Source organism: Brucella sp. HL-2 (assembly GCF_025846885.2).
GTDB lineage: Bacteria > Pseudomonadota > Alphaproteobacteria > Rhizobiales > Rhizobiaceae > Brucella > Brucella quorumnocens.
On record NZ_JAOYTK010000002.1, the window covers coordinates 305,272 to 327,880 of the forward strand.

Sequence of the window (22,609 nt, forward strand, 5' to 3'; positions counted from 1 at the left end):
CATGACCAAGACGACGAAAATGACCATGATCGAGGCCATTCAGAGCGCCCATGACATTGCCATGGAGCGCGATCAGAAGGTCGTCGTGTTCGGTGAGGATGTCGGCTATTTTGGCGGCGTGTTTCGGTGCACTGCCGGTTTGCAGAAAAAATATGGTAAAGAACGCTGTTTCGACGCGCCTATCAGCGAACTTGGTATTGTCGGAACAGCCATCGGTATGGCGACTTATGGCCTGCGGCCCTGTATCGAAGTGCAATTCGCGGATTATGTCTATCCGGCTTATGATCAGATTGTCTCTGAAGCGGCACGCTTGCGCTATCGCTCGGCGGGTGAATTTACCTGCCCTCTGGTGATCCGTATGCCTTCGGGTGGCGGCATCTATGGCGGACAGACCCACAGCCAGAGCCCGGAAGCACTTTTCACCCACGTTTCGGGTTTGAAAACGATAATGCCTTCAACGCCAGCCGACGCGAAAGGTCTGCTCTTGGCAGCCATCGAAGATCCTGATCCAGTCATCATGTTTGAACCAAAACGGCTTTATAACGGCCCGTTCGATGGTCACCACGATAAGCCGGTTACCTCGTGGAAAAAGCATGATCTCGGCGATGTGCCTGAAGGCTATTATACCGTGCCGCTTGGCAAGGCTGCGATCCGTCGCGAAGGTAATGATGTGACCGTGCTGGCATATGGCACCATGGTTCATGTGGCTCTTGCAGCGGCAGAAGAGACAGGCGTCGATGCTGAAATCATCGATCTGCGTACGCTGTTACCACTTGATACGGAAACCATTATGGCTTCCGTCAGGAAGACTGGGCGCTGTGTGATCGTGCATGAAGCAACACTTACCTGTGGCTATGGTGCGGAACTTGCAGCCCTCGTGCAACGCGACTGCTTCTATCATCTCGAAGCGCCAATCGTTCGTGTGACCGGCTGGGACACGCCATACCCACATGCGCAGGAATGGGCTTATTTCCCTGGCCCTGACCGGGTTGGGCGCGCGCTCACATCGATCATGGAAGCTTGAGGGGAGAGAAACATGGCTCATTTTACAATCAAGCTCCCCGATGTTGGAGAAGGCGTTGCTGAGGCCGAGCTTGTCGAATGGCATGTGAAGGTTGGCGACATTGTGCGCGAAGATGACCTGCTTGCCGCCGTTATGACCGATAAGGCGACGGTAGAGATTCCATCGTCACGTGCCGGTAAGGTCGTACTGACCAATGGTGAAATCGGTGAAAAAATTGCGGTAGGCTCCGAACTCGTAAGACTTGAAATCGAAGGCGCTGCGGATAGCAAACAAGAATCTGTAAAGCCAGAATCGGTAAAGACTGAGCCATCGGCTTCAGTCGAGCCTCCCAAGGCAAAGGCTGAAGAAGCGGCACCGGTTCTTTTACAAACACCGGTTCCAGAAAAGCCCGCCGCGCCCAAACGCGAAGCCATAAATCGTACCTTCACCGGAGCAGGGCCCTTGCGCGCAGAGGGCGAAAAGCCGCTCGCGACACCTTCGGTCAGGCTGCGAGCACGGGATGCAGGCATAGACCTCAGACGTGTTCGTGGCACAGGCCCTGCAGGGCGTATTACACATGAAGACATGGATGCATACTTCAAGCTGGAAGCAGGTGGTTCGCCGCAAACAGCTGGATATGTTGCCGATACCTCGATTAATGAAATCAAAGTAATCGGGCTTCGACGCAAAATTGCCGAACGCATGGCGGAAGCCAAACGTCATATCCCGCATATCACCATCGTCGAAGAGGTCGACGTTACGCAGCTCGAAGAACTGCGCGCGGGTCTCAATAATGAAAAGAAGGAAGGGCGCCCGAGATTAACGCTGCTGCCTTTTGTCATCCGCACAATCGTTAAGGCTGTAAAAGAGCAGCCGGGACTGAATGCACATTTTGACGACGAAGCCGACATTATCCGTCAGTTCGGTGGCGTGCATATGGGGATTGCTACGCAAACGCCGAACGGGCTGATCGTTCCGGTCGTGCGTCATGCTGAAAGCATGAGTGTGTTTGCGGCTGCAACCGAGCTCACGCGCGTTACAGAAGCTGCACGCAATGGCACTGCAAAGCGCGAAGAACTGTCCGGCTCCACAATCACAATCACATCGCTCGGACCGCTCGGTGCAATCGCCACGACACCAATCATCAATCGACCGGAAGTTGCGATTGTCGGTATTAACAAGATGGCCGTCCGCCCGATGTGGGACGGCACACAATTTGTGCCGCGCAAGATGATGAACCTTTCGTGCAGCTTCGACCATCGCGTGATTGATGGCTGGGACGCTGCCGTCTTTGTGCAGAAACTAAAAAGCCTGCTCGAAACACCTGCGATGATCTTTGTGGAAGGCTGACACTATGAGTGAAATTTCCTGCAAACTTCTGGTCATTGGTGGTGGTCCCGGCGGATATGTCTGCGGCATACGTGCAGGACAGCTTGGCATTGATACGGTACTCGTCGAAAAAAAGCGTCTCGGCGGCACATGTCTGAACGTCGGCTGCATTCCGTCGAAGGCGCTGATCCATGCAGCAGACGAGTTTCATCGCCTCACAACATTCGCAAACAAGAGTTCTCTTGGCATTACGACACAAAACCCCGCAATTGACTTTGTCAAAACGCTTGAGTGGAAAGACGGTATCGTCAACCGGCTTAACAGCGGCGTGGCGGGTCTTCTAAAACGCTCCCATGTGCGCATGTTTCAGGGACAGGCCCGGTTCATCGATGGCAAGACCGTGCTGGTCGATACCGATACCGGACGCCAGACAATCCATGCTGAAAACGTCGTCATTGCGACGGGCTCTGTGCCGGTAGAAATTACCTCGTTGCCGTTTGGCGGCAATATTATTTCATCGACCGAAGCACTCGCTCTCGAAAAAATACCAGAAAAACTGGCAATCGTTGGCGGCGGTTATATAGGGCTTGAAATAGGCACGGCATTTGCCAAACTCGGCTCGAAAGTCACGATCGCTGAAGCAACTGACCGCATTCTGCCGCAATATGATGTGGAACTGACGCGACCAGTCATGGCGCGGCTGAAACAGCTTGGTGTTGAGGTACTCACCAATACCTCCGCCAAAGGCATGAAGTCGGACAGCACAGCATTGGAGGTCACCACATCTGATGGCGCGACCCGTTCTATCGATGCGGACAAGGTTCTTGTCACGGTCGGCCGCAAGCCGCAGACGGATGGCTGGGGTTTGAGTGAAATCCGGCTTGATATGGAAGGGCGTTTTATCCGCATTGACGACAAATGTCGCACATCCATGCGCGGTGTCTATGCGATTGGAGATGTGACCGGCGAACCGATGCTTGCGCATCGAGCTATGGTGCAAGGCGAAATGGTGGCTGAAATTATTGCAGGCGGCAAGCAGGTGTGGGATAAACGCTGCATTCCTGCCGTCTGCTTTACAGATCCTGAAATCGTGACTGTGGGCTTATCGCCTGACGATGCCCGCAAGGCTGGCCACAACATTCAGACCGGAATTTTTCCGTTTCAAGCCAATGGTCGTGCGATGACCATCGAGAGAGAGGACGGCATGATCCGCGTGGTCGCGCGAGCTGACAATCATGCCATCCTTGGTATTCAAGCAGTTGGGGCTGGCATTTCGGAACTATCAGCAGCCTTTGCTCAAGCCGTCGAAATGGGTGCACGTCTGGAAGATATTGCCGGTACGATCCATGCCCATCCGACGCTGAGTGAAGGCTTTGCCGAGGCCAGCATGAAGGCGCTCGGCCACGCGCTGCATGTCTAGCTATTTGCCTTCCGCTCGTGCCGCCAGACAAAAATGGCGGCACCGGCAACCATCGCCGCGAGTGCGAACCATGTAATCGCATAAGAAAGATGGTTGTTGCGGAAAGTGACGACAGTAAGACCGCCAATTGGCACGTTGCCCGGGTTTGACTGTGCGTCAGCATCGATGAAATAAGGCGCTACGGTGCCAAGGCCTTCTTTGGCGGCAAAAGCCACCACGTCGCGCGAGTTCCATTCATTGCGGTCGGGATCGTTGGGGCGAAGGAAAAAGCCATCCGGCTCAGGCATACGCAAAAGGCCAGTTACAGTCGTTTCCCCGGCAATCTGCGTCTCGGCCAGCAATGCAGGATCACGCTTGGTGTCTGGTATAAAACCGCGATTTATGAATGTCAGAGCACCATCGTTAGAGCGTAAAGGGGTAAGAACCCAAAAACCTGAACCACGCTCGGTCAAAGCACGAACAAGTATTTCCTTGTCGTTAAGATAGGTTCCGGTCAGTGCGACATGCCTGTATTCATCTTCAGCCTGATTGACATTGGCCCAGTCATCACGCCCCGGAGCTGCAATTGGTTCGGCATGCACGCGTGCATCAACGCGCGCTATGAGATCGAGCTTCCATTGTAAGCGCTCTACCTGCCAAATCCCCAGACCAAGAAACAAGGCAAACAAACCAAAAGCCAGAATTGACAAAAAACCGAGGAAGAACCGCGACTTCTTCTTTTGAGGGGCTTCATTTGTTTGGGCCGGGGCGGACATGGCAGTTTCCTGAACTTTGGGGGAGGGGCAAACTGCCCTCAGATACCCCAGAAGGCATACTTTAGAAAGTGCAGCGCACGGCAAAAGAATGTTACTGAAAGAGCATATTAGAGCATGTCGCGGACAAACGAAGAGATAGAGCGCGTGCAGTGGTTACGATTTGATGCGACATGCTTTAGCCAAAAAAACAGCGCCTGATGTCCTCTGAGCGGACATGGCGCTGGCATATATAAATTAGGTTATGCGCTTTTATGAACTCTGCGTCTGCGATGCGAATAACCACCTTTAGAAAGGCGCAAAACATTGCAAACCTGTGTCCGATCTTCGGACGGCTTTTCCATCTGGGATTTTATGTTTTGCAATACCTGCTGTGTGACCACTCGATCTCTGTCGCTAGGTCCAACGATTATGCTTTTCATCGATCATTCTCCCTGTTTTTGGGCGCGGCGATAACTTCGAAAGCTACGCCGTCCGGTAGTCAAGAATGTACGAATGAACCAATTATTAACCTAAATGGATAAGTTGACAAGCGGCGTTTTGCAACCCTGCGTAAGCCCTTGTCCGTGCGTATAAAAAAGCCGGAACGCTCACGCGATCCGGCTTTTTGACACTCTTATTTTGACCAATCAGTCGCGACTACCAGTCAGAATTTCGCGCTTGCCGACATGGTTGGCAGCGCCAACCAGGCCCTCCTGTTCCATGCGTTCAACGAGCGAGGCAGCGCGATTATAACCGATGCCTAGACGGCGCTGGATGTAGGAAGTCGAGCATTTCTTGTCGCGCATCACGACCTTGACGGCCTGCTCGTAGACATCGTCGCCATCTTCCGAACCCATTGCAGAGCTGTCAAACACCGCCGCGTCCTGCGCTGTGTCATCATCCTCTTCATCTTCGGTTACAGTCGCCAAATAGTCTGGGCGGCCCTGTTCCTTCAGATGATTGACGACCTTTTCGACTTCTTCATCAGAAACGAATGGTCCATGGACACGGACGATACGGCCACCACCGGCCATATGCAGCATGTCTCCTTGGCCGAGAAGCTGTTCTGCGCCCATTTCGCCGAGGATCGTGCGGCTATCGATCTTGGACGTGACCTGGAACGAAATACGGGTCGGGAAGTTTGCCTTGATCGTGCCAGTGATAACGTCAACCGAAGGACGCTGCGTTGCCATGATAAGGTGGATACCTGCAGCACGCGCCATCTGCGCCAAACGCTGCACGGCACCTTCAATATCCTTGCCAGCAACCATCATCAGGTCGGCCATTTCGTCGATGATAACGACGATATATGGCATTGGCGTCAGATCGAGTTCTTCCTGAACGTAGGTGGGTTCACCTGTTTCCTTGTCAAAGCCCGACTGCACCGTGCACATCACGGTTTCGCCTTTGCCCTTGGCGGAAGCTGCACGCTGATTGAAGCCCTCGATGTTGCGCACGCCAAGACGTGCCATCTTACGATAGCGGTCTTCCATCTCGCGCACGGCCCATTTGAGAGCCACAACGGCCTTCTTCGGATCGGTAACAACAGGCGTCAGCAGATGCGGAATGCCATCATAGATGGAGAGTTCCAGCATCTTTGGATCGACCATGATCAGACGGCATTCTTCCGGCTTGAATCGGTAGAGCAGCGATAGGATCATCGTGTTGATGGCAACCGACTTACCCGAGCCTGTGGTGCCAGCTACGAGCAGGTGAGGCATCTTGGCCAGTTCCGCGATAATTGGCTCGCCACCAATGCCTTTGCCAAGGCAAAGCGGCAGACGATAGTTCGAAGATTCGAACGTCCGGGAGTCGATCATCTCACGCAGATAAACCGTTTCGCGATTGGCATTCGGCAACTCGATACCAATGACATTACGGCCTGGAACAACAGCAACGCGGGCCGACAATGCCGACATTGAGCGCGCAATATCATCCGCCAGACCGATGACGCGGGAAGACTTTACACCCGGTGCAGGTTCAAATTCATAGAGCGTAACGACAGGGCCGGGGCGAACATGAATGATCTCGCCACGCACGCCAAAATCTTCCAGCACACTTTCGAGCAGGCCAGCGCTACGCTCAAGCATTTCCTGCGTGATGACATTGCCATCCAGCGAAGGAGGCTCCTGAAGCAGATCGCGCGGCGGAAACTCGTAGTCGCCATGCATGACGACAGCTTCCGTACGGGGGAGGGGCTGAGGCTGATAAAGCGCAATAGAAGGTGCAGTTTTTGCAGGTGCAGCAACCGGCGCGGGCTGTTCTGCCTCTTCAACAAACTGCTCGTCGACAACATTCAGGACCACATCGGTTTCGATAGGTTCCTGAGATGCTGCGACGACTTCCTCGACCTTCGGCGCTTCCGCAGTTGGTGCCGCAGGTGCTTCAACCTGAACAGCAACAGGCTCAGGCATGACGGGCGCTTCAATTCTCACTTCTGCGACAGCTGCTACAGCAGGCTGCGGTGCAGGCTCGGTGACGGCTGGCTGCGCGACCTCAGCAACTGGTACTTCTTCAACTTTCTGCTTGTTCCACTCGACAGTGCGGAACTGCGCAATGATGGATTCAACTGTTGGAGCAGGGCGCTTTGGTGTTTCTGCGACGACAACGGCAATAGGATGTGCCGGAGCTGAATCAAAATCGAAGCTTTCCCAGAACGCGAAATCTGACAGATGAGCGAATGCAGAAACAGTTGCATTACTGATTGGGTTGCTTGAGCTAATCGGCTCAACCTCCGCCGTCACAGCGACCTGCGCAGGTGCAGCTTCAACCGGCTGTGCGAGCGGAGCGACAGGGGCGGCCGTCACAACAGGTGGAACAGGTGCGACGGGCGTGCGAACCATATTTTGTGATACCGACTGCTGAAGAGCAGCGACAGCCATCGGCTGGGCTTCTGCAGCCTTCTCAACTTCAGCAGGAGAGGCTTCTGAAACGACACCCTTCGTACGACCGTTGATATCCGGCAGATCTTCGCCGCGACGTCGAACGAGTTCAACCTCCGGCGTACGGGTAAAGCGTACATTTGCTCCAAGCGAAAAATGCGCCTTCCACGCTCCATCCGAATCCGGTGAATGCGCTCCCAACGGGTCGCGTTGCGGCTTCTGCTCGGAAGCAGCTTCTGCACGATTACCATTAGTATGGGGAAAGTTTTCTCTCAAATTACGCATGATACCTGAACCATAGATATGTCGCCCGAATGAGCCTTAGTAATAAAAAATGAAGGTTAACAACCCCCTTCATAATTCACTCAAAACCGACAAATTTCTCAGATGGGGTCAGTCATAAAGTAGTCTCGAAAATGATAGAGTAACGGTAATTGCATATAAATGCCGGATAGATACAAAAGATTATTAATTTAAAATATGACGATCAAGCCACCTCACGGCAAGGTTTACAGTTGCGATTGCGACTGTATGCGCACCCACCGTAAGACTCAGTGTGACACGACTTGCTCGACTCGCCCGCCAGTGCGCAGCATCCATTTGGGACACGAATGCCGAGTCGGAGTATAGCAGCCCTTTGAGAGTGTCATGAAAGTCGCACCGATACATTACTTATGCTCACTTTAAGCAAAAGCCGGGCTTTTTCGCCGGACTATCATTGACAGATGTCATTGAGAGGCGCAGCAAAAGCACCGTAGAATTTCGGCCGGAAAGAGGGGATCAGCGCGGCATGAAAGTTACTATCGAACAAACGCTCGATCAGGCCGGAGCCGGCCCCTTCCAGCGTAACCTTCTCGGCGTATTTGGATTGGTCTGGGCTGCAGATGCCATGCAAGTGCTGGCCGTAGGCTTTACTGCCGCTTCAATTGCAATGACTTTCGGCTTAACCGTCCCGCAAGCTCTGCAGACCGGCACATTATTCTTTCTCGGGATGCTTATAGGTGCTGCGCTCTTCGGCAGGCTCGCTGATAAATATGGTCGTCGTCGCGTCCTTCTTATTACAGTTGCCTGCGATGCCGTGTTTGGCCTGCTATCAGCTTTCTCACCCAATTTTGCCATTCTGCTTGGGCTGCGCTTTCTGACGGGGATCGCTGTTGGTGGCACCTTGCCTGTCGATTATGCGATGATGGCGGAGTTCCTCCCCTCAAAGAACCGCGGGCGCTGGCTGGTGATGCTTGAAGGTTTCTGGGCCGTCGGCACCGTCATCATTGCGTTGGCCGCATGGGCTGCAAGCCTTGCAGGCGTTGCAGACGCGTGGCGCTATATCTTTGTCGTGACTGCTGCTCCTGCGTTGATCGGCATCTGGTTGCGTTTCTGGGTGCCGGAATCGCCAATGCACCTGCTCAAAATAGGCCGGACTAAAGAAGCCAAAGCCGTTATGAATCGCGTTCTGCGTAAGAACGGTAAGGCCGAACTGCCACCCAAGACGATTCTTGTGGCGCCGCTTATGGTGACCAACGAAAAGCTGTTATCGCCGAACTTACGTCAGCGAACGCTGACCACCTTAGCGATCTGGTTCCTTGTATCGGTCTCCTATTACGGAATCTTCACATGGATCCCGGCAAAGCTTGCCGGTGACGGTTTTGGCTTTGTGCGGGGATATGGCTTTCTGGTTATCGTTGCTCTGGCGCAGTTGCCAGGTTATGCGCTTGCAGCCTATGGCGTCGAAGCATGGGGTCGCAAGAAAACGCTGATCGGCTTTCTCTTCATCAGTGCGGCTGCCTGCGCGCTCTTCACAGTTGCGGTTAGCTCGACCTTGGTTGGTGCTTCAATCCTGATTATGAGCTTTGCTCTGCTCGGAACATGGGGCGCTCTCTATGCCTTCACGCCTGAGCTTTACCCAACAGCCTTGCGCGCAAGTGGAATGGGTGCGGCAGGCGCTATGGCTCGTCTTGGTGGATTGCTCGCACCGTCTGCCCTCGCTTTGGTCATCAGCCAAAGCTTCAACATGGCAGTGGCAATGTTTGCTGGATTGCTGGCATTGGCCGGGATCATTGCATTTTTCATCAATGTGGAAACGCGGGACAAGGCACTGAACTAATAAGTGATAGCCCGGATTTCAGATGTGGAATCCGGGCTTTTCCTGATAAATTAAACTGTCAATTAGATAGATTTACCCATTGTTTTTTATAAATTTTATACTGGTCAATATTGGCTAGATATCTTTGATTTTGCATCACCGGAATTGTGGCCCCAGCTAATAAACCTGCACCTAATGCCGTTCCAGTCGAGCCCGAAACAGCAATCACTTCGCGCTCTGAAAATCCGGCCAATGCTGAGAGATAGAAACTGTTTGCCGCAAATGGCCCCTCGACAATAATCGGCCCACCCGCACCCAACAGATCAAGACATGCTTCCGTCATCAGCGCCGCATAAAGGCAGGCAGCAATATAAAGCGCTTCCGAGCTGGCACTTTCTGTATTGATCCAGCGCAGACTTGTGTCCGGGTAAGGACCGCAGCCCGGAACAGCAGATGGCAGCGCCATGATGCCACGCTTCAGAACCTCCTCAACCACTCTGGCACTCTCCTTTAATGAAGGTGCATCGATGCCTTCGGTCATAAGGTCGAATTCCCGCCCACCCATATAGCGGGCGGAGGGGACAGCACGACCATAGGCATCGACATTTGCCAGCGTATCGCGCTTCGGATCGAGGCCCTCAAGATTGCCGCCCACCGCAAAGCTCACCACCCAAGTACCAGTAGAGACAACTGAGAACGGCGGCTTACGATCCATGAGATGTGATAGCAGCGATGCATTTGAATCGTGAAGCCCGCAGTGAACCGGTACGGGGGGCGATAATCCGATTTCATCGGCTATTTCCGGGCGCAGTGTTCCAAGCGCATCAAAAGCGGACCGCAAGGGCGGAAACTTGCCTTCAAGGCCTAGACTTTCGATCAGCGACGAAAAGGTACCCCTCTTTGGACACCACAGGTCTGTGTGGCAACCGAGCGATGTAACTTCCACAGAAGCAATTCCGGTAAGCCGATATGCCCAATATTGCGGGTAGGTCAGAATGCGGTGCACATTCGCAAAATCATCGGGAAATTCCTTTTTCAGATAATGAAGTTGCGCACCGACATTAAGCCCCAGCGATAGTGTCGGCGAGAAGGTTTCTTCAAAAGGAGGTTTGATGCGAGCATAAGCTGCACGAATTTCAGAACCGTAATCGTGCTCATAGTCGAGTAAAGGCATGGCAAGCTCGCCATTTTTATCAAGCAGGGCAGCGCATGCACCGTGGGTCGTTATTGATATGGCATCAAAACCCGGCTCTCTGGCAAAGGCTTTCAGGCTCTCGATGAAGAAGCGCCACAAAGCCTCAATGTCATAATGCGGATATGGGCCATTGCGCAGGACCGTGTTCGGTGTGCGATGAACCGCAATCTCTTCACCCGTTTCTGAGTTCAAAAGAACGGTCTTGGCATTGGTCTTGCCGATATCGAGAATGGCAATTCGCTTCATGGCATATGAAATACGAGGTTGAGGTTGGAGGAGATCGGCGCGTTATCGGGGTTGGTTTCCATGATGTCCGCCATATGCGCCCACCACTTTTTCATCACCGGATGATCGGGCAAGACTGCCATGTCATGCGGCTTGGTGCGTGTCAGCACACCAAACAGAATATGCGTATCCTCATCCAGCCATATTGAATAATCAGAAACGCCCGCCTCATGCAGAAGATCAACGAGTTCAGGCCAGATTTCGTCATGGCGGCGGCGATATTCAGCCTCCATGCCGGGATGTAGCCGCATCCGGAAAGCATAGCGCTCAGTTGTCATGTCCTGTGCCTCGCCTTGAATTTTCGGCCAAGGATCGGAAGCGAAATTGTGATGATCAACAAAAGGCCAATGAAGATAGACATTACAATACCTGGCACATTGAGAAGCCCAAGCCCGAAGGTCACAAGTCCCATAACGAAGGCGGCAATCACTACGCCGATGATGCTGCCTGCGCCGCCCAGGATAGACACACCGCCAAGCACGACCATTGTGACCACCTCAAGTTCCCATCCCTGTGCGATGGAAGGCCGGGTGGAGCCAAGGCGAGACGTAAGACAGACGGCAGCAATGCCGCTCATGACACCGGTTAGCAAAAACAGGGTAAACTTCACCCGCGCTACCGGAATACCTGAAAAGCGCGCTGCGAATTCATTGTTACCGATGGCATAGATCCGCCGGCCGAAACTAGTGCAGTGAAGGAGCGTGCCGAAAATGATGGCAGCCACAATGAACAGCACAAATTCAAATGAGAAAACCCAGAAAAGATAGCCCTGCCCGAAATATGCAAAGCTTGCCGGGTAGCCACCATAAGCTTTATCGCCAAGCACGATATAGGAAACACCGCGAAAGAGGCTCATAGTGCCAATGGTGACCACAATGGAGGGGAGTTTCAACCCTGCAACAAGACCCCCATTAATTGCTCCGCAGACAAGACCGGTGCCAATACCTATCAGGACCAATCCGGGCGTGCCGACGCCTGCTTGTGCCGCAGCTCCCATCGCTGTGGAGGCCAGTGCGATAATTGCTGCGACCGACAGATCAATTTCGCCGGATATGATCAATAGCGTCATGGCAAAAGCGATGAGTGCTTTTTCCGTAAAATTGAAGGTCGCATCCGACAAGTTCCAAGCATTGAGGAAAAATGGCGAGGCAAAGGCATTCGCAATGAAGATCGCAATGGCAACGCCAAGCAGCAACATTTCCCAGCTGGCGAACAGGCGTGTATAGGAGGTTCCAAGCCGATCAGGGATTTGACGGCGTTCGGTTATTTCGCTCACGCGGCTGGCTCCTCATAAGTCTTTGCGGCTTTCTCACGCAAAATGATGCGTCCACCGCGCTTTTCCTGTCGTGCATTGAAGATCACAGCGGCGATGATGACAGCGCCGGAAATCGCCATTTGCCAGAAGGGAGAAATATTGATGACGGGCAGGGCGTTCTTGATCACGCCGAGAAACAAAGCGCCAAGCACCGCACCAACTGCTGTGCCGATGCCGCCCACAATTGAAATGCCGCCAATCACACATGCTGCAACACTATCGAGCTCGAACCCGTTGGCGATATCGACATAGGCAACTGCATAGCGCGATACCCAGAGGTATCCACAAAGCCCAGCCAGAGAACCTGAGAGTACGAAGGCCAGAAAGCGTGTGCGCCCGACATCGATGCCTGCATAGACCGCTGCTGTTGGATTGCCGCCGGATGCATAAAGCGCGCGTCCAAAGAAACTGCGTGTCAGCAGCACAAAGACCAGCGCAACAATTACGATGGCTGTCCAGCCAAGCAAAGGCAGGCCAAGGAAGACGGTGCGTGGCGTATTCAGAAACGGCGCTGTCATCTGGTGCGCATTCACCCACGCACCGCCAGAAAGCACAAAGGCCATGCCGCGATAGATGGTGAGTGTGCCAAGCGTGACCACAATCGCCGGGATATCAAGCTTCCAGACAAGTATACCGTTGATTGCGCCGAGGATCGCGCCGATGCCAATGGCCGTTATGATCAGGAGGATCAGCGGTAGCTCTGGGAAGGTTGCATTGAGCATCGCCACAGCCATACCGGTAAAAGCCAGGTTGGCCGCAACGGAAAGATCAATGGATTTAGTGAGAATGACCGACATCTGGCCCAGTGCCAGTATGATCAGGATCGACGTGTCATTGAAGATATTTGCCAGATTACGTGGTGAGGCAAAGCCAGGTGCGCGCAATGAGAACAGCCCGATCATAATCGCAATGATAACAAGCAGCAGAACTTCGCGCTGTTTGAGAAGCTGTTTCATATTCATCCCGCATTCCCCGTTGCAGCACGCACCAACACTTCTGCATCAAGCCCTGCTCGATCAAAAATACCTTCCATCAAACCTTCCCGCATGACCATGACACGATCCGACATACCAATGATTTCAGGCAGTTCCGACGAAATCATAATAATGCTGAGACCTTCGGCAGCAAGCTCACTGATGAATTCATGAACGGCGGCTTTGGAACCTATATCGATGCCCTTGGTCGGCTCATCGAGAATGATGACCTTTGGATTGGTTGCAAGCCACTTGCCAATAACAACCTTCTGTTGATTGCCACCAGAAAGCGTTCCGACAGGTACAGAAAGTGCTGCGGCGCGAAGATCAAACCGCTCGGCATATTTACGCGCGAGCTTGAATTCTTCCGCCATGCGCAAAAACCCGTTACGCGATGTGCGTCCAAGCGAGGGCAGGGAAACATTCTGGAAAATCGGCATTTGCAAAACTGCGCCGTGCCGACCGCGCTCTTCGGGAACATAGACAATGCCATGCGCGATGGCTTCGCCAGAGCGGCGTATTCTGATTTCCTTGCCCTCCAAGGTTACACGCCCCTCAGAAGGTGTTGTCATGCCAAACAATGATTGCGCAAACTCTGAACGACCTGCACCAACAAGCCCATAAATGCCGAGAATTTCGCCGCGCCTGAGATGAAATGAAATGTCGCGAAACTCTGTTGGATGCGAATAATTTTCAACACTGAGAACCGTGTCGCCAAGCGCAAAATCCTGCTTGGGAAAAGCTTTCGCCACAGAACGTCCAACCATCAGCCGGACGATTTCTTTTTCGTTCATTTCGGAGAGAAGTCCGTGTCCCACCGCACAACCATCGCGGAAAACCGCATAATGATCGGCGACTTCATAAACTTCATCGAACTTGTGGCTGATAAACAGGATCGCTTTGCCTTGCACCTTCAGGCGCTCGACGATCCGAAAAAGATCGTCGACCTCTTTGCGTGAAAGTGCTGCCGTTGGTTCGTCCATGATGACGATCTGCGCATCAACCGACAGCGCACGTGCGATTGCCACAAGATGTCGTTGCGCAATCGAAAGCTCCTTGAGCTTGATGCGGGCATCGACAGTAATTTCAAGTGAGGAGAGGAGGGCCTGTGCCCGTGCATAAACGGCATTCCAGTTCACAAAACCAAGCTTCGTGCGTGGCGCATGACCAAGATAGATATTTTCACCGACGGATAATTCGTCAAAAAGTACGGTTTCCTGATGAATTGCTGTTACGCCCGCATTGGTCGCATCCTGCGCTGTCGCAAAACGCAATGCTTTGCCGTCGATAACGATTTCGCCGTCATCGGGTTGGTAGATCCCGGTCAGGATCTTAACGAGGGTCGATTTGCCTGCACCGTTTTCACCAATGAGTGCTGTTACCTTGCCGGGGTAAAGCGCAATATTGACATTGTCGAGCGCGCGGACGCCGGGAAATGTCTTGGTAATGCCGCGCATCTCCAGCAACGGTTGAACCGTTCCATCAACAGGCCCCGCAGACAAAGTCGATTGCCCGCTTTTTTGCAAAGCTGCATTCATCAGAAATACCTGAAATAAATTCGGAAGATGATGGCGGTGTCAGGTGCTGCCTTACACCGCCAACCTCAATCAAGTCTCAATCTGAAATCAGAAGACCTTGGAGAATTCGTCGATGTTCGAGGCATCATAAACGAACGGATCGCTCATTGCCGCTTCGCCGTTTTCGCCAATCTTGATCTTGCCCATGCGGCCAGCTTCGATTTCCGAGCCCGGCTTGCCGTCTGCATCACCCTTTACGAGGTGATAGGCAATCTGCGTTGCGGAATAGCCGAGATCAATCGGGTTCCAGATCGCAAATTCCTTGGTCGCACCCGACTTGATGGCACCAGCCATTTCAGATGGAAGGCCAAGGCCGGTCACATAAACATCGCCGATCTTGCCTGCATCTTTAACTGCCTGCGAGGCCGCGAGTACACCAACGGTGGTCGGCGCCACAATCACCTTCACATCTGGATTGGAGGTGAGGAGGCCTTGCGCTTCGCGATAGCTCTTGTCGGCAAGGTCGTCACCGTAAACGGTGGTCACGAGATTGAGGCCCGGAAAATCCTTGAGCTGCTTCTTCATCTCGTCAATCCAGATGTTCTGGTTGGTCGAAGTGGTCGTTGCCGACAGGATTGCGAAATCACCCTTGCCGTCCGGCAAATGGTGAGCTGCAAGCGTCAGGCACATTTTGCCGATCAGATCATTTGACGAGGGATTAAGATGGACAATGCGACCTTCGGCGGCAACACCGGAATCCCAAGAGATAACCTTGATGCCGCGCTGTGCGGCCTTCTTGAGCGCGGGAACAACAGCATCCGGATCGTTGGCCGAGATAGCGATTGCGTCGACACCCTGAGCGATCAACGAGTTAATGACTTCGATCTGGCCTTCAGCAGTGGTCGTTGTCGGGCCAGTATAAATGACCTCAACGCCACCCAATTCTTTGGCGGCTTCCTGTGCGCCTTTATTGGCCGCTTCAAAGAAGCCGTTACCAAGCGATTTCGCGACAAGTGCGATCTTCATGTCGGCAGACTGAGCGGCAGTCGCCATGAAGGCAACGGCCAACGCCGTGCCCATTGCCAGTTTCTTGAAAAGTTTCATGTCCTATTCCTCCCGATTAAGAACATTAAGATTGATAAGTCCGGTTCAGGCGACTTCTGTGGCTTCCCCCCGTTCGCTGCCTTTACCGGCATTGGCAGAAACCTGAGCCACGATGAGCTTGATGCCTGCATTTTCCACCATCCGCCGCGCCTCATCCGAGATGCCGTCATCGGTAATCAGCGTGCTGATACGGTCGAGAGGACAGAGAATAAGGCTGGAGCGACGGGTGAATTTCGATGAATCGACCATCAGAACAATATCGTCTGCCTGGCCCATCAGTTTTTGTTCACTCTGAATGATCAGTGCGTCCGATTCCATCACGCCGAGAGGGCTGACGCCCTGACAGCCCATGAACATGCGTCGACCGTAAAAATTGCGGATCACATCGTTATCAAAGGGCGAAAGAATAAGGCTCTGATCGCGATAAACAGCTCCGCCAGGCACGATAACTGTGCTTTTGGACTGACGCAGAAGGTGTTCGGCAATGGCAAAGGAATTGGTCAGAACCTGCAATCGACGCGCTGCGAGGTAGTGCACCATCTGAAAAGTGGTTGAACCACCATTGATAATGATGCTGTCGCCTTCCTCGCAAAGCGACACAGCTTCGCGAGCGATTGCACGCTTGCGGTCAGTATTTTCCGTTTCCGATACTTTAAAAGGTCGGCCAGCAAGACTGCCAAGCTGTGGTGGATGAATGGCCTCTGCGCCACCACGTACTCGCTTGATACGGCCCTGCATATGAAGCGATGCAATGTCGCGCCGAAGAGTCGCTTCGGACGCCTCCGTCAATTCCACCAGATCCTGAATGGTGATCACCGGCTTCTCCTGAACTGCGCTCAGGATAATACGGTGGCGCTCTCTTTCGTGCATGGCTCCTCCTTTTTCTTGTATCAAACACAAATGCGGGCGGTGTCAATCATAAACAATCATATTTATGCAAAATAAGAATAGTATTGCTTATTTTTGATCGTTTGTGATTGACATTAATTTGCACATTACGCCATATCTGTCGCCAACATGATCGTTTGTGCGCGAAAAAGAAAGTGCGCAATCAGGTCTTCACCATAAAACGGGAGGATGACATGGTGGCCGAAAGCAGGTTTTTGGATAACCGCTGGGATGATGCCAAGGCAGCGACGCTGGATGAACCGGGTAAATTGCTTTATCGCTCCAATCTCCTTGGCTCTGACAAGCGCATCACCAATTATGGCGGCGGCAATACGTCTGCAAAGGTGGAGGAAATTGATCCGCTGACAGGCCAGAAAGTTCAGGTTCTCTGGGTCAAAGGTTCAGGCGGCGATGTTGGCACGATTAAGCTGGATGGCTTTGCCACGCTTTATCAGGATAAGCTTGATGCACTGAAGGGTATTTACAAGGGGGGTGACGATGAAGACCGCATGGTCGGCTTTCTTCCGCATTGTACCTTCAACCTCAATCCGCGCGCCGCTTCCATTGATACGCCGCTACATGGTTTTGTACCATTCATCCATGTCGATCACATGCATCCTGACGCGATCATCGCGATCGCCGCATCTAAGAACTCCCGCGAACTGACCGCCGAGATTTTTGGCGGTGATATTGGCTGGCTGCCTTGGCGCCGACCGGGCTTCCAGCTTGGCCTCGACCTCGAAGCCTTTGTGAAGTCAAATCCGAAGGCAAAGGGTGTAGTCCTTGAAAGTCATGGTCTTTTCACTTGGGCCAATGATGCAAAGACCTGTTATGAAACGACCCTGGCAATCATCAACAAAGCTATCGAATGGCTTGATCAGAAGACCGACGGTAAAGCTGCTTTCGGTGGAGCTGTCGCACAAAGCCTCGAAGCACCGGAACGTCGCGCCATTGCCGCGCGTCTTATGCCGGAGATTCGCGGTCTTATTGGAAACAGCGAACGCAAGCTTGGTCATTTTGATGATCAGGAGGCTGTGCTTGAATTCGTAAACGCGAAACATCTTCAGCCGTTGGCTCGCCTGGGCACATCCTGCCCGGATCACTTCCTGCGTACGAAAATCCGCCCGCTTGTAATCGATTTTGACCCAGCCAAGCCCGATGTGGATCGTATAGTTGACGGACTGGACGCCGCGTTGGAAGCCTACCGCGCTGACTACGCCCGCTATTATGAGAGCTGCAAGCGCGATAATTCGCCAAAAATGCGCGATCCAAACCCGGTGATTTTCCTGATCCCGGGCGTTGGTATGCTGTCATTTGCACGCGACAAGGCTACCGCGCGCATTGCCGGTGAGTTCTACGTCAACGCGATCAACGTCATGCGCGGCGCATCTGCCGTGTCCGAATATCAAGGCTTGCCGGAGCAGGAAGCCTTCGACATCGAATATTGGTTGCTCGAAGAAGCAAAACTCCAGCGGATGCCAAAGCCGAAAAGCCTAGCAGGGCGTATCGCACTCATTACCGGTGGAGCAGGTGGTATCGGTTACGCGACCGCAGAACATCTTGCAGGCGAGGGTGCTTGCGTGGTTCTGGCTGATATTGACGCAGGGTCGCTCAAATCAGCTCATGATAATTTGTCGAAACGCTTCGGCGCGGATCAGGTGCGTAGCGTCGAGCTGAATGTGACCGATGAGAAGGCCGTGATAAGCGCCTTCATCGAGGCAAGTGTTGAACTTGGTGGCATTGATATTCTGGTTTCCAATGCAGGTATTGCATCATCGGCACCCATCGAAACTACCGAGCTTTCGATGTGGAATCGCAATATCGACATTCTTGCTACAGGGTATTTTCTTGTCTCTCGTGAGGCATTCCGGTTATTCCGGCGTCAAAAACTTGGCGGAAATGTTGTTTTCGTGGCATCCAAGAATGGTCTGGCCGCGTCACCCGGCGCATCCGCTTATTGCACTGCAAAGGCGGCCGAAATTCATCTGGCACGTTGTCTGGCACTCGAAGGCGCAGAGATCGGCATTCGGGTGAATGTCGTCAATCCTGATGCTGTTTTGCGTGGCTCGAAAATCTGGGATGGTGAGTGGCGGGAGCAGCGCGCAGCTTCTTCCAAAATCGACGTCACGGAGCTCGAGGAACATTACCGCAAGCGCTCCCTTTTGAAGCTCAATGTGCTGCCCGAAGATATTGCGGAAGCCATCTACTTCCTCGCGAGTGATGCCTCGGCCAAATCTACCGGCAATATCATTAATGTGGATGCCGGAAACCAGCAAAGCTTCCCGCGCTGATCATTGAAAAGGCGGGCGAGGCGATCTTGCCTTCCTGCCTTTTATCCAAGAAATTGAGGGCATTCTGGGAGGAACCATGTCCGAACAACGTATTGCAGCTGATTTCATCGCTGAGCATAATTTCGGTTACGAAAGCCCATTGAAGAGCGATTATCAGGCGCTTGGCGACCACCTTGCACGCCGCGGCATTGAAATCGAAAAAATCACCGAAAAGGTCGCGAAGTATTATGTTGCCGTACCGTCTTGGGGTACGGGAACGGGCGGCACCCGCTTCGGTCGCTTTCCGGGGCACGGTGAACCACGGGGTATTTTTGACAAGCTCAATGATTGCGCCGTTATCAACGAGCTATCGCGTGCAACGCCAAATGTCTCGTTGCATATTCCATGGGATAAAGCCGATCCGAAAGAGCTGATGGCACATGCCGCTGCCTTGGGGCTTGGCTTTGATGCGATGAACTCCAACACGTTTGCGGATTCAGCCGATCAGCAACATTCTTATAAGTATGGCTCACTTACGCATGTGGATGCGGCAGTCCGCGCGCAGGCCGTTGAGCACAATATTGAGTGTATTGAAATCGGAAATGCTATTGGCTCCAAGGCACTGACGGTTTGGCTTGCTGACGGCTCAAACTTCCCGGGCCAGCAGAATTTCACCCGCGCTTTCGAGCGTTATCTGCATTCGATGAGCGAGATTTATAAGGCGTTGCCGGATGATTGGCGGTTGTTCTCTGAGCATAAGATGTACGAGCCAGCCTTCTATTCGACCGTGGTTCAGGATTGGGGCACCAATTACCTCATCGCCTCAACGCTTGGTCCAAAAGCGCAATGTCTGGTTGATCTTGGCCATCACGCCCCAAATACCAATATCGAAATGATCGTTGCCCGGCTGATGCAGTTTGGAAAGCTTGGCGGCTTCCACTTCAACGACAGCAAATATGGCGATGATGATCTTGATGCGGGGTCTATTGATCCTTATCGCCTGTTCCTTGTTTTCAACGAATTGGTGGATGCGGATTATCCCGGTGTGAAGGACTTTCATCCAGCTCACATGATTGATCAGTCGCATAATGTGACTGATCCGCTGGAAAGCCTCATCTCTTCAGCAAACGAAATACGCCGTGCTTATGCGCAAGCACTGTTGGTGGATCGCGAGGCTCTCGAAACCTATCAGCAGGAAAACGATGCTCTGATGGCATCAGACACGCTGAAACGTGCGTATCGCACAGATGTTGAGCCTATATTGGCCGAAGCACGTCGCCGAACTGGTGGGGCGATTGAACCAATTTCGGCCTATCGCGCCAGCGGCTATCGCGAAAAAGTTGCCAAAGAGCGTCCTGAAAGCAAAAGTGACGGCGGCGCATTCAATTAAAGCAATTCAATCGGGGATCGTCCTTGTAAGAACGATCCCCGATTGGTTTCGACTATTGCATAATTACACTGTGATAGCGCACGGCGCTCTATTGCGCTTTTCTGAATGTCAGATTGTAACGATAGCGCCCCAGCTGAGGGTGTTCGCCGTCTTTAAGCGCCAGAATGCCATGATAGAACAGCCTTGAGGGGCCACCCCAGACAACCACGTCACCATGATGCAGCACAAATTTGCGCACGGGGTCATTGCGCTGCGAACCACCAAACTGAAATGTCGCGGGAAGGCCAAGCGATACGGACACAATCGGATTGGTGAAATCCTTCTCGTCCTTATCCTGATGAAGCGACATCTTTGCACCCGGTTCATAGCGATTGATGAGGCAGGCATCGGGTGAAAATGCAGCATAACCCGCTTCCTGCGCAGCAGTTTCAGCCAGATTAAGCAAAGCATCCGGCATCTCGGGCCATGGCCTGTCAGTTTCTGGATCGGCTGGACTGTAACGATAGCCGCGGCGATCTGTGACCCAACCGAATGAACCACAATTGGTCATCGCCACAGACATGCGAAAACCGCCCGGGGTGGTCATGTGGCGAAAGGGTGCTTCTTCAGCGACACTTCGTAATGCACTGATAACGTCTTTAGCGTTCGCAAGAGCAAAGCCGCGCAAAAGCATCGCTCCGTCTGTCAGATTTTCACGCGTTTCGAGATTGGAAAAGAGATCGTTCATTGAGCGATCTTAGCATAAAGTCCTGCCACCGCTTCCCGAAAATTGCTTCCAAATTTTGTCCTCTTGACAATGCACAAGACTCGTAACATATAAAGTTACATGAAAAGAGACAGCAAATTATCGGGCGTTCTGCACGTCCTCCTTCATATGGCTGAATATCAGAGGCCGGTGACTTCCGAGGTGCTGGCGAAAGCAATGGGCACCAATCCTGTTGTGATCCGTCGCATTATGGGCGGCCTGCGCGAGCAGGGCTATGTTCGCTCCGAAAAAGGACATGGTGGTGGTTGGGAGATCGCCTGTGATCTATCAAAGGTCACGTTGCGACACATCTATGATGCTATCGGCAAACCGTCGCTGCTTGCCATGAGCAATCGCACCGAAATGCCGGGATGCATCGTTGAGCAGGCAGTGAATGCCTCTCTGAACAAAGCGTTTCATGACGCAGAGGAACTCCTGTTGAAACGCTTTGGAGAAGTGTCACTCGCCATGTTGAGCGAGGATTTCCATAAACGCGCCCTCGAACGCGGCGCGACATTCGATTTGGAGACAGCTCATGACGCATCATGATGCAATCATTATCGGCGGAAGTTTTGCCGGGCTCACCGCTGCAACCTACATCGCTCGTGGCAGACGATCTGTCCGCGTGATCGACACAGGCAAGCCCCGCAATCGCTTTGCTGAGCACTCGCATGGCTTCTTTGCGCAGGATGGCAGCAATCCGGCAGCCATGCTTGAAACGGCAAGAACTCAGGTGCTGGCCTATCCCAGTGTCGAAATAACCAAAGGACAGGCCATTGGTGGAACCGGGGGGATTGATGAGTTTTCAATCGAACTCGATACAGGCGAGACAGTGCACGGACGCAGGCTCATTTTTGCCTTTGGTATCTCGGACGAATTACCAGATGTGCCGGGACTCCCGGAACGATGGGGCAATTCGGTTATCCATTGTCCATATTGCCATGGCTATGAGTTCAGCGGCAGAAAACTTGGTGTACTGAACCTTTCACCAATGTCAGCCCATCAGGCCATGCTAATCGCAGAATGGGGGCCGACAACATTCTATTTGAATGGTGGCAATGAATCAGACGAAGCGACACTCCTGGAACTGGAAAATCGCGGCATAACTATAGAACCTGCCAAAGTTGTGGGCTTACGAGGCGAGGGGACTTCTCTGTCGGAGGTCGAATTGGCTGATGGCCGGATGACTTCCACAGAGGCGCTATATATTGCTCCCCGCAACCGGCTCAACAGTTCTCTTGCCGAACAATTCGGCTGCACACTCGAAGAAATGCCGCTTGGTAAAACTATCAAGACAGACGAGATGAAAGCGACAAGTGTTGCGGGAATTTATGCGGCAGGCGATGTTACACGCGGCGCGCATAGCGTTGCCTGGTCTGTTTCGGATGGAGTTACCGCAGGCGTCTCGGCTCACCGTTCGCTTGTTTTTTAGAGTTGTATTTCATTATAAAAAAACGGGGCCAATGCCCCGTTTTTAT

19 protein-coding genes are annotated in these 22,609 nt (G+C 52.9%); 8 read left to right on the top strand and 11 right to left on the bottom strand.

Features of this window, described 5'->3' with window-relative positions; all coding sequences use genetic code 11:
- Window position 1 precedes the first annotated feature (1 nt).
- The 3 genes from OIV19_RS04570 to lpdA are packed head-to-tail and all read left to right on the top strand — an operon-like array spanning window position 2 to window position 3,752.
- Window positions 2-1,024 carry an alpha-ketoacid dehydrogenase subunit beta gene (locus OIV19_RS04570; protein ID WP_095444416.1) on the top strand — a complete coding sequence of 341 codons (1,023 nt, stop codon included), beginning with the start codon at window positions 2-4 and terminating at the stop codon, window positions 1,022-1,024.
- Window positions 1,025-1,036: 12 nt separating this feature from the next.
- The gene (locus OIV19_RS04575; RefSeq protein WP_264230800.1) at window positions 1,037-2,353 is read left to right on the top strand and encodes a dihydrolipoamide acetyltransferase family protein; all 1,317 of its coding nucleotides are present in this window, start codon (window positions 1,037-1,039) and stop codon (window positions 2,351-2,353) included.
- 4 nt (window positions 2,354-2,357) lie between these two features.
- On the top strand, window positions 2,358-3,752 hold the full coding sequence (lpdA, locus tag OIV19_RS04580) for a dihydrolipoyl dehydrogenase (RefSeq protein WP_264230801.1): 1,395 nt from the start codon (window positions 2,358-2,360) through the stop codon (window positions 3,750-3,752).
- Here lpdA and OIV19_RS04585 read toward each other — a convergent pair.
- From OIV19_RS04585 to OIV19_RS04595, 3 genes are all read right to left on the bottom strand, one after another.
- The gene (locus tag OIV19_RS04585; protein ID WP_264230802.1) at window positions 3,749-4,507 is read right to left on the bottom strand and encodes an SURF1 family protein; all 759 of its coding nucleotides are present in this window, start codon (window positions 4,505-4,507) and stop codon (window positions 3,749-3,751) included. The genes lpdA and OIV19_RS04585 overlap by 4 nt on opposite strands.
- A 239-nt stretch (window positions 4,508-4,746) precedes the next feature.
- Window positions 4,747-4,926, bottom strand: coding sequence for a hypothetical protein (locus OIV19_RS04590; protein WP_095444420.1), 180 nt, complete (start codon window positions 4,924-4,926; stop codon window positions 4,747-4,749).
- A gap of 207 nt (window positions 4,927-5,133) precedes the next feature.
- Entirely contained in the window at window positions 5,134-7,653 is a 2,520-nt protein-coding gene (locus OIV19_RS04595; protein ID WP_264230803.1) for a DNA translocase FtsK, read from the bottom strand.
- A gap of 505 nt (window positions 7,654-8,158) precedes the next feature.
- Here OIV19_RS04595 and OIV19_RS04600 point away from each other — a divergent pair.
- On the top strand, window positions 8,159-9,469 hold the full coding sequence (locus OIV19_RS04600) for an MFS transporter (RefSeq protein ID WP_151092313.1): 1,311 nt from the start codon (window positions 8,159-8,161) through the stop codon (window positions 9,467-9,469).
- 58 nt (window positions 9,470-9,527) lie between these two features.
- Here the strand turns inward: OIV19_RS04600 and OIV19_RS04605 are convergent, their stop codons facing one another.
- The 7 genes from OIV19_RS04605 to OIV19_RS04635 all read right to left on the bottom strand — a co-directional run bounded on the left by OIV19_RS04605 (window position 9,528) and on the right by OIV19_RS04635 (window position 16,708).
- A complete protein-coding gene (locus OIV19_RS04605; protein WP_264230804.1) occupies window positions 9,528-10,889 on the bottom strand; it encodes an FGGY-family carbohydrate kinase in 1,362 nt (453 codons plus the stop codon).
- Complete coding sequence (gene rhaM / locus OIV19_RS04610) at window positions 10,886-11,206, bottom strand: L-rhamnose mutarotase (RefSeq protein ID WP_264230805.1); 321 nt, start codon at window positions 11,204-11,206, stop codon at window positions 10,886-10,888. Before rhaM ends, OIV19_RS04605 begins: the two co-directional genes overlap by 4 nt.
- The gene (locus OIV19_RS04615; protein WP_264230806.1) at window positions 11,203-12,204 is read right to left on the bottom strand and encodes an ABC transporter permease; all 1,002 of its coding nucleotides are present in this window, start codon (window positions 12,202-12,204) and stop codon (window positions 11,203-11,205) included. The genes rhaM and OIV19_RS04615 overlap by 4 nt, the downstream gene beginning before the upstream one ends.
- Window positions 12,201-13,199, bottom strand: coding sequence for an ABC transporter permease (locus OIV19_RS04620; RefSeq protein ID WP_264230967.1), 999 nt, complete (start codon window positions 13,197-13,199; stop codon window positions 12,201-12,203). The genes OIV19_RS04615 and OIV19_RS04620 overlap by 4 nt, the downstream gene beginning before the upstream one ends.
- Window positions 13,200-13,201: 2 nt before the next feature.
- A complete protein-coding gene (locus OIV19_RS04625) occupies window positions 13,202-14,755 on the bottom strand; it encodes a sugar ABC transporter ATP-binding protein (protein WP_498831027.1) in 1,554 nt (517 codons plus the stop codon).
- An 87-nt stretch (window positions 14,756-14,842) separates the two neighbouring features.
- Entirely contained in the window at window positions 14,843-15,838 is a 996-nt protein-coding gene (rhaS, locus tag OIV19_RS04630) for a rhamnose ABC transporter substrate-binding protein (protein ID WP_151092323.1), read from the bottom strand.
- 45 nt (window positions 15,839-15,883) lie between these two features.
- Complete coding sequence (locus tag OIV19_RS04635; protein WP_264230807.1) at window positions 15,884-16,708, bottom strand: DeoR/GlpR family DNA-binding transcription regulator; 825 nt, start codon at window positions 16,706-16,708, stop codon at window positions 15,884-15,886.
- Window positions 16,709-16,920: 212 nt separating this feature from the next.
- Between OIV19_RS04635 and OIV19_RS04640 the strand changes: the two genes are divergently transcribed.
- Both OIV19_RS04640 and rhaI read left to right on the top strand, forming a co-directional pair.
- Window positions 16,921-19,017, top strand: a complete 2,097-nt coding sequence (locus OIV19_RS04640) for a bifunctional rhamnulose-1-phosphate aldolase/short-chain dehydrogenase (protein ID WP_264230808.1) — start codon at window positions 16,921-16,923, stop codon at window positions 19,015-19,017.
- Window positions 19,018-19,093: 76 nt separating this feature from the next.
- On the top strand, window positions 19,094-20,386 hold the full coding sequence (rhaI, locus tag OIV19_RS04645) for an L-rhamnose catabolism isomerase (protein ID WP_264230809.1): 1,293 nt from the start codon (window positions 19,094-19,096) through the stop codon (window positions 20,384-20,386).
- Between the two features lie 88 nt (window positions 20,387-20,474).
- On the opposite strand, the gene alkB is transcribed toward rhaI, so the two are convergent.
- Entirely contained in the window at window positions 20,475-21,113 is a 639-nt protein-coding gene (alkB, locus tag OIV19_RS04650; RefSeq protein ID WP_264230810.1) for a DNA oxidative demethylase AlkB, read from the bottom strand.
- Window positions 21,114-21,212: 99 nt separating this feature from the next.
- On the opposite strand from alkB, the gene OIV19_RS04655 reads away from it, so the two are divergent.
- Both OIV19_RS04655 and OIV19_RS04660 read left to right on the top strand, forming a co-directional pair.
- Window positions 21,213-21,680 carry an Rrf2 family transcriptional regulator gene (locus OIV19_RS04655; protein ID WP_264230811.1) on the top strand — a complete coding sequence of 156 codons (468 nt, stop codon included), beginning with the start codon at window positions 21,213-21,215 and terminating at the stop codon, window positions 21,678-21,680.
- On the top strand, window positions 21,667-22,563 hold the full coding sequence (locus OIV19_RS04660) for an NAD(P)/FAD-dependent oxidoreductase (RefSeq protein WP_264230812.1): 897 nt from the start codon (window positions 21,667-21,669) through the stop codon (window positions 22,561-22,563). Before OIV19_RS04655 ends, OIV19_RS04660 begins: the two co-directional genes overlap by 14 nt.
- Window positions 22,564-22,609: the final 46 nt, after the last annotated feature.

Bases quoted from the DNA above. Each gene is read 5' to 3' on its own strand.
- OIV19_RS04570 (WP_095444416.1), top strand. From the start codon at position 2: ATGACCAAGACGACGAAAATGACCATGATCGAGGCCATTCAGAGCGCC.
- OIV19_RS04575 (WP_264230800.1), top strand. From the start codon at position 1,037: ATGGCTCATTTTACAATCAAGCTCCCCGATGTTGGAGAAGGCGTTGCT.
- lpdA (WP_264230801.1), top strand. From the start codon at position 2,358: ATGAGTGAAATTTCCTGCAAACTTCTGGTCATTGGTGGTGGTCCCGGC.
- OIV19_RS04585 (WP_264230802.1), bottom strand. From the start codon at position 4,507: ATGTCCGCCCCGGCCCAAACAAATGAAGCCCCTCAAAAGAAGAAGTCG.
- OIV19_RS04590 (WP_095444420.1), bottom strand. From the start codon at position 4,926: ATGAAAAGCATAATCGTTGGACCTAGCGACAGAGATCGAGTGGTCACA.
- OIV19_RS04595 (WP_264230803.1), bottom strand. From the start codon at position 7,653: ATGCGTAATTTGAGAGAAAACTTTCCCCATACTAATGGTAATCGTGCA.
- OIV19_RS04600 (WP_151092313.1), top strand. From the start codon at position 8,159: ATGAAAGTTACTATCGAACAAACGCTCGATCAGGCCGGAGCCGGCCCC.
- OIV19_RS04605 (WP_264230804.1), bottom strand. From the start codon at position 10,889: ATGAAGCGAATTGCCATTCTCGATATCGGCAAGACCAATGCCAAGACC.
- rhaM (WP_264230805.1), bottom strand. From the start codon at position 11,206: ATGACAACTGAGCGCTATGCTTTCCGGATGCGGCTACATCCCGGCATG.
- OIV19_RS04620 (WP_264230967.1), bottom strand. From the start codon at position 13,199: ATGAAACAGCTTCTCAAACAGCGCGAAGTTCTGCTGCTTGTTATCATT.
- OIV19_RS04625 (WP_498831027.1), bottom strand. From the start codon at position 14,755: ATGAATGCAGCTTTGCAAAAAAGCGGGCAATCGACTTTGTCTGCGGGG.
- rhaS (WP_151092323.1), bottom strand. From the start codon at position 15,838: ATGAAACTTTTCAAGAAACTGGCAATGGGCACGGCGTTGGCCGTTGCC.
- OIV19_RS04635 (WP_264230807.1), bottom strand. From the start codon at position 16,708: ATGCACGAAAGAGAGCGCCACCGTATTATCCTGAGCGCAGTTCAGGAG.
- OIV19_RS04640 (WP_264230808.1), top strand. From the start codon at position 16,921: ATGGTGGCCGAAAGCAGGTTTTTGGATAACCGCTGGGATGATGCCAAG.
- rhaI (WP_264230809.1), top strand. From the start codon at position 19,094: ATGTCCGAACAACGTATTGCAGCTGATTTCATCGCTGAGCATAATTTC.
- alkB (WP_264230810.1), bottom strand. From the start codon at position 21,113: ATGAACGATCTCTTTTCCAATCTCGAAACGCGTGAAAATCTGACAGAC.
- OIV19_RS04655 (WP_264230811.1), top strand. From the start codon at position 21,213: ATGAAAAGAGACAGCAAATTATCGGGCGTTCTGCACGTCCTCCTTCAT.
- OIV19_RS04660 (WP_264230812.1), top strand. From the start codon at position 21,667: ATGACGCATCATGATGCAATCATTATCGGCGGAAGTTTTGCCGGGCTC.